The sequence below is a fragment of the Vicinamibacteria bacterium genome (assembly GCA_035620555.1).
Lineage (GTDB): Bacteria > Acidobacteriota > Vicinamibacteria > Marinacidobacterales > SMYC01 > DASPGQ01.
In genome coordinates this window covers 1-5,805 of the sequence record DASPGQ010000568.1, presented here as the reverse complement: position 1 = coordinate 5,805, position 5,805 = coordinate 1, and the positions used below count along the sequence as shown (strand labels likewise).

The 5,805-nt window shown below is 60.1% G+C and carries 9 protein-coding genes and 1 tRNA gene; all 10 read left to right on the top strand.

The features are described from left to right. The coding region (tuf, locus tag VEK15_22990) for an elongation factor Tu (protein HXV63586.1) at positions 1-143 on the top strand (143 nt) is incomplete at its 5' end. Positions 144-172: 29 nt separating this feature from the next. Further along, a complete protein-coding gene (gene rpmG / locus VEK15_22985; GenBank protein ID HXV63585.1) occupies positions 173-325 on the top strand; it encodes a 50S ribosomal protein L33 in 153 nt (50 codons plus the stop codon). 115 nt (positions 326-440) lie between these two features. Then, positions 441-516, top strand: a tRNA-Trp gene (locus VEK15_22980). A 49-nt stretch (positions 517-565) separates the two neighbouring features. Then, positions 566-781, top strand: coding sequence for a preprotein translocase subunit SecE (gene secE / locus VEK15_22975; GenBank protein ID HXV63584.1), 216 nt, complete (start codon positions 566-568; stop codon positions 779-781). Positions 782-793: 12 nt separating this feature from the next. Next, positions 794-1,327: a transcription termination/antitermination protein NusG gene (gene nusG, locus VEK15_22970; GenBank protein HXV63583.1), complete on the top strand. Its 534-nt coding sequence runs from the start codon at positions 794-796 to the stop codon at positions 1,325-1,327. Positions 1,328-1,334: 7 nt separating this feature from the next. Beyond that, on the top strand, positions 1,335-1,760 hold the full coding sequence (gene rplK / locus VEK15_22965) for a 50S ribosomal protein L11 (protein ID HXV63582.1): 426 nt from the start codon (positions 1,335-1,337) through the stop codon (positions 1,758-1,760). Positions 1,761-1,785: 25 nt separating this feature from the next. Next, entirely contained in the window at positions 1,786-2,487 is a 702-nt protein-coding gene (rplA, locus tag VEK15_22960) for a 50S ribosomal protein L1 (GenBank protein ID HXV63581.1), read from the top strand. A gap of 21 nt (positions 2,488-2,508) precedes the next feature. Next, complete coding sequence (rplJ, locus tag VEK15_22955) at positions 2,509-3,033, top strand: 50S ribosomal protein L10 (GenBank protein ID HXV63580.1); 525 nt, start codon at positions 2,509-2,511, stop codon at positions 3,031-3,033. Positions 3,034-3,081: 48 nt separating this feature from the next. Next, the gene (gene rplL / locus VEK15_22950) at positions 3,082-3,465 is read left to right on the top strand and encodes a 50S ribosomal protein L7/L12 (protein HXV63579.1); all 384 of its coding nucleotides are present in this window, start codon (positions 3,082-3,084) and stop codon (positions 3,463-3,465) included. Positions 3,466-3,569: 104 nt separating this feature from the next. Next, on the top strand, positions 3,570-5,805 hold a 2,236-nt coding region (locus tag VEK15_22945; protein HXV63578.1), incomplete at its 3' end, for a DNA-directed RNA polymerase subunit beta.

Sequence of the window (5,805 nt, the reverse complement as noted above, 5' to 3'; positions counted from 1 at the left end):
TGGAGATGGTGATGCCGGGCGACAACTCGAGTCTTGTGATCGAGCTGATCACTCCGATCGCGATGGAGAAGGGTCTGCGGTTCGCGATCCGGGAGGGTGGACGGACGGTGGGCGCAGGGACGATTACCGAAGTGTTGGAATAGAGGGAGCGAAGGGAAAGTAAGGAGGCGGCATGCCCAGAGACATCGTTGCGATGGCCTGCTCCGAATGCAAGAGGCGCAATTATTCGACGACGCGCAACAAGAAGACCACGCCCGACCGACTGGAGATGAAGAAATACTGCCCGTTCTGCAAAACCCATGTTCTCCACAAGGAGACGAAGTAGCCGAGCCGTGATGGGATGCCAGGCGTGCTCTCGGACCGGAAGAGCTCCTCGAAGTCACCTGTCAGGTGTCGACGCGGGGCTCGCTGGACCCTTTGAGTTGCAAACGAACGAGCGTAGGCCAGTAGCTCAATTGGCAGAGCACCGGTCTCCAAAACCGGTGGTTGGGGGTTCGAGTCCCTCCTGGCCTGCCAGACGGCACGGCGAGGGGTCCGAGCGAGCTCGGCTGCAGACGGTGATCCGGTGAAGATCTTCAACTACTTCAAGAGATTGCGAACGTTCCTCGTGGACGTCAGGGCCGAGTTCAAGAAGGTGTCATGGCCGCCGCGCCGCGAGGTCTATGGCACGACGGTCGTCGTCATCATCACCGTGTTTTTTTTCGGGTTCTATCTCTACGGACTCGATGTGGCGATGTCCTATCTGGCGGCCTGGCTGACCGGTCTCGTGGGAGGAGCGTAGGTGACAACGACCATGGCCAAACACTGGTACATCGTGCACACCTATTCAGGTTTCGAGAAGAAGGTTGCCGAGAGCTTGAAGCAGCGAATCTCGGCTTTCGGCCTCGAGGATCAGATCGGGGACGTTCTCATCCCCACCGAGGATGTGGTCGAGATGAAGGGTGGCAAGAAGGTCGTGAGCGCGAAACGCTTCTTCCCCGGCTACGTTCTCGTCCAAATGGAGATGAACGACGAGACGTGGCACGTCGTCAAGAACACGCCGAAGGTCACGGGCTTCGTCGGAGCGGGCCAGAAGCCCGCCCCGCTGACCGACGAAGAAGTCGAGCAAGTCATCCACCAGGTCACGGTCGCGGCGGCGGAGAAACCGAAACCCAAGTACACGTTCGAGGCGGGTGAGACGGTCCGGATCATCGATGGTCCGTTCAATAATTTCACTGGAGTCGTCGACGAGGTCAACTCCGATCGCAATACTTTGAAGGTCATGGTGACCATCTTCGGCCGTTCCACTCCGGTGGAACTGGACTTCCTGCAGGTGGAGAAAGTCTGAGAGGGGCATGGCAAAGAAAGTCGTTGGCCAGATAAAGCTTCAGATTCCGGCGGCGAAGGCAACACCCGCGCCTCCGGTCGGGCCCGCCCTGGGGCAACATCAAGTCAACATCATGGATTTCTGCAAGGCTTTCAACGCTCGAACTGCGAAGCAGGAAGGCCTGATCATCCCCGTCGTCATCACCGTATTCCAGGACCGCTCCTATACCTTCATCACCAAGACCCCGCCGGCAGCGGTGTTGTTGAAGCGAGCCGCCGGTATCGCCAAGGGCTCGGGCGAGCCCAACCGCAACAAGGTCGGCAAGGTGACGGATAAGCAGATCGAGGAGATCGCGAAGACCAAGCTGCCGGATCTCAACGCCGCGAGCGTCGAGGCCGCCAAACGTATCGTGGCGGGAACGGCCCGGAGCATGGGAATCGAAATCGAAGGATGACCCGAGGACGGAGCGAGGAAACCCCATGGGACTGAAGAGAGGCAAGAAATACCGCAAGGCGAAGGAAGGCGCGGGAGTCGAGATGTCGCAAAGCCTCGAGGACGCCATCGCCCGCGTCAAGAAGGCCAAATTTGCCAACTTCGACGAGACCGTCGAGGTCGCCATGCGGCTCGGGGTGAATCCGAAACACGCGGACCAGATGGTACGGGGGACGGTGGTGCTGCCCCACGGGCTCGGTGTGTCGCGACGGGTCTGTGTCATCGCCAGCGGAGAGAAGCTCAAGGAGGCCGAGGAGGCCGGGGCGGACGTCGTGGGCGGAGAAGACCTGGTCGAGAGGATTCAGCAGGGGTTCATGGATTTCGACGCCGTCATCGCCACGCCCGACGTCATGCGCAGCGTCGGCAAGCTCGGGAAGATCCTGGGGCCGAGGGGGCTGATGCCCAACCCCAAGACGGGAACCGTGACCTTCGAAGTCACGAGAGCGATCAACGAAATCAAAGCGGGAAAGGTGGAGTTCCGCGTCGACAAGACCGCGATCGTGCACGCCCCCGTGGGGAAAACCTCGTTCGCCGACAACAAGCTCGTCGACAATTTGCGGACCCTGATCGACATGGTGGTGAAGGCGAAGCCCTCGGCGGCGAAGGGGAAGTACGTCAAGAGCATTGCGGTCTCGTCCACCATGGGCCCCGGGATCCGCATCGACCCCGCGGCGATGGGGGCCAAGTAAGTCGTAGGAGCGAGGTTCACCGTGGATCGAGCAGGTAAACAAACGAACGTAGAAACGATGAAGCAGAGCTTCGGCTCGCTGAGCGCGGTCTTCGCCGTCGACTATCGGGGGCTGAAGGTCGAGCAGGCGACCGAGTTTCGGAGGAAGGTTCGCGAGAACGGCGCCAGCTACAAGGTGGTCAAGAACACTCTGGCAAAACGGGCGATTCGGGGCACGGATCTCGAGCTGCTCGAGCCCCATCTGAGTGGAATGATCGGGCTCGTCTACACCGAGAGCGATCCGGTGTCACTGGCCAAAGTGATCAACGATTTTGCCAAGGACGTCCCTGCGCTGGCGTTCAGGGTGGGGGTGCTCGCCGACAAGACGCTCGATGAGAAGCAGTTCAAGGCGCTGGCGGCGCTCCCCTCCAAGGAGGCGCTCCTCTCCCAGCTCCTCTCCGTGCTCCACGCTCCGATGAGGAACTTGTTGAGCGTGCTCAATGCTCCGGCGCGGGATTTGGTTTTGGTTCTGAAGGCCTACGAGGACAAGCTTCGTGGCCAAGGATAACGGGTTGGCCGCGGCCAGTAATTGGAAAGCATGAATTAGGAGTAATCTATGGCACAGTTAACGCAGCAGGACGTCATCGACTACATCAAGAACATGTCCGTCTTGGAGGTCTCCGAGATGGTCAAGAAGCTCGAAGACGAGCTCGGAGTGAAGGCCGCGGCAGCCGTCCCGATGGCAGCGATGGCGCCCGGCGCGCCCGCCGCCGAGGCGGCGGAAGAGAAGACCGAGTTCGACGTGATTCTGACGGCGGTGGGCGACAAGAAGATCAACGTGATCAAGGTCGTGCGCGAAGTCACGAGCCTGGGATTGAAGGAAGCGAAGGACCTCGTGGAGGGAGCGCCCAAGCCGGTCAAGGAAGGTATCCCCAAGGATGAGGCCGAGGAGATAAAGAAGAAGTTCGAGGCCGCGGGAGCCCAGGTGGAGCTCAAATAAGCTCTTGTCGACAGTTGAGAAAAGTTTCGAATCGAGCCCGTCGAGCTCGGGGGTGAAGTGTATCTTCTCGCTCGTTCGATGAGCAAAAGGAGTCGGAAGGGAACATGCAGAAACTTGCCGTGAATCCGTATCGGGAACGTGTCGATTTCTCCCGCATTCGGGCGATGATCCCCATCCCCAACCTGATCGAGATCCAGCGCAAGTCCTACGACCGCTTTCTTCAAATGAATCTCTTGGCGTCGGAACGCCAAGACCTGGGATTGCAGGCGGTCTTCAAATCGATCTTTCCGATCACCGACTTTCGCGAGAACTGCGAGCTGCAATTCGTCGAGTACGCCATCGGCGTTTGGGAGTGCAAGTGCGGGAAGCTCGAAGGGCTACAGCACCTCCGGCGCCGCTGCACCGGCTGTGGCGAGACGGTGCGCACGAACCCGTTGGGGGATCGCGAGATACCCTGCCCCGCATGCGGAAAGCCCAACGAGAATCGCGGGACGGTCTGTGATACCTGCGGGGACTCCGTCGGCCTCAAGCTCAAATACGATGTGGAGGAGTGTCAGGAGCGGGGGATGACCTACTCCGTACCCCTCAAGGTGACGATTCGCCTGACGGTCTTCGACAAGGACCCCGATTCCGGAGTGCGTTCGATCCGCGACATCAAGGAGCAGGAGGTCTATTTCGGCGACATTCCCTTGATGACCGACAACGGCACGTTCATCATCAACGGCACCGAACGCGTCATCGTCTCGCAGCTCCATCGTTCTCCCGGCGTGTTCTTTCACGAGGTGGACAAGGCGACCAACGCGTTTTTGGCTCAGATCATTCCCTATCGAGGAAGCTGGGTCGAGTTCGAGTTCGATCAGAAGAACCTGCTTCACGTACGAATCGACCGCAAGCGCAAGTTCCTCGCCACGGTGTTCCTCCGCGCCCTGGGGCTGCGTACCAACGAGGACATCATTCGCGAGTTCTACCACGTCGATACCATCGAGGTAAGAGGCGGCAAGCTCATTCTTCCCGTCTCCCGTGCGATCCTCGGCCGCCGCTTCAACCGGGACATCGAGGCAGAGGGTTCCAACGAGCCCGTCGTTCCTGCGGGTAAGCGCATCACCCGGGTCGCGATCGAGAAGATCGAAAAAGCCGGCCTGACGGAGATCGAGCTTTCGAGCGGGGACCTGGAAGGCGCTTCGTCGGTCGGGGACGTCGTGAATACCGAGACCGGCGAGGTCCTGGTGGATTGCAACGAGCCTCTTCCGGCCGACATCGTCGACATGCTGTCCGAGAACGGGATCACGAAGCTCGAGGTCTTCTATCCCGAGACCGAGAGCATCGGGCCGATACTCTCCTTGACGGCGAGGAAGGACACGATCCGAACCTCGGAGGAGGCGCTCATCGAGATCTACCGGCGCTTGAGGCCGGGGGACCCACCCACGCTCGAAAGTTCTCGCAGCCTTTTTCAGGGGATGTTCTTCAATCCCCAGAAGTACGATTTTTCCCGAGTGGGACGGCTCAAGCTCAGCACGAAGCTCGAGCTCGAGGGCGACCTGGACCAGAGGCTCCTGGAGCCGAAGGATTTCTTTGCCGTCATCAAGTACCTTCTCCAGCTTCCGCGCAATATCGGAACGGTGGACGATATCGATCATCTCGGCAACCGCCGGGTACGATCGGTTGGCGAGCTGCTCGAGAATCAGTTTCGCATCGGCCTCGTCAGGATGGAGCGAGCCATCAAGGAGAAAATGAGCGTCTATCAGGAAATGGCGACGGCCATGCCTCACGACCTCATCAATGCGAAGCCGGTCATGGCGGCGGTGCGCGAGTTCTTCGGCTCTTCCCAGCTCTCGCAGTTCATGGACCAGACCAATCCTCTTTCCGAGGTGACGCACAAGCGGAGGCTCTCCGCGTTGGGGCCGGGTGGCCTCTCGCGGGAGCGCGCCGGATTCGAAGTACGCGACGTACACCCCACTCACTACGGGCGCATCTGTCCCATCGAGACCCCCGAAGGTCCGAATATCGGGCTCATCAGCTCGCTGTCGTGCTACGCCCGGATCAACGAGTACGGTTTCATCGAGAGTCCCTATAAGAAGGTCGATGAGGGACGGGTTCTGGACCACGTCCAGGTGACGGCCACGGGTGACTCGACCTTCGCCGTTTGGGAGATCGTCGAGCGCCGCGCTTTCGAACGAGAAGTCTCCAGAATAGAAAAGGCCGGCGGAAGGGTACCCGAGGCCGATCCGCACGCTTTCTACCTCTCCGCCTGGGAGGAGGACCAGCACGTCATCGCCCAGGCCAACGCCAAGGTGGACGACAAGGGAAACCTCACCGCGGACCGAGTCAATTGTCGCCAGG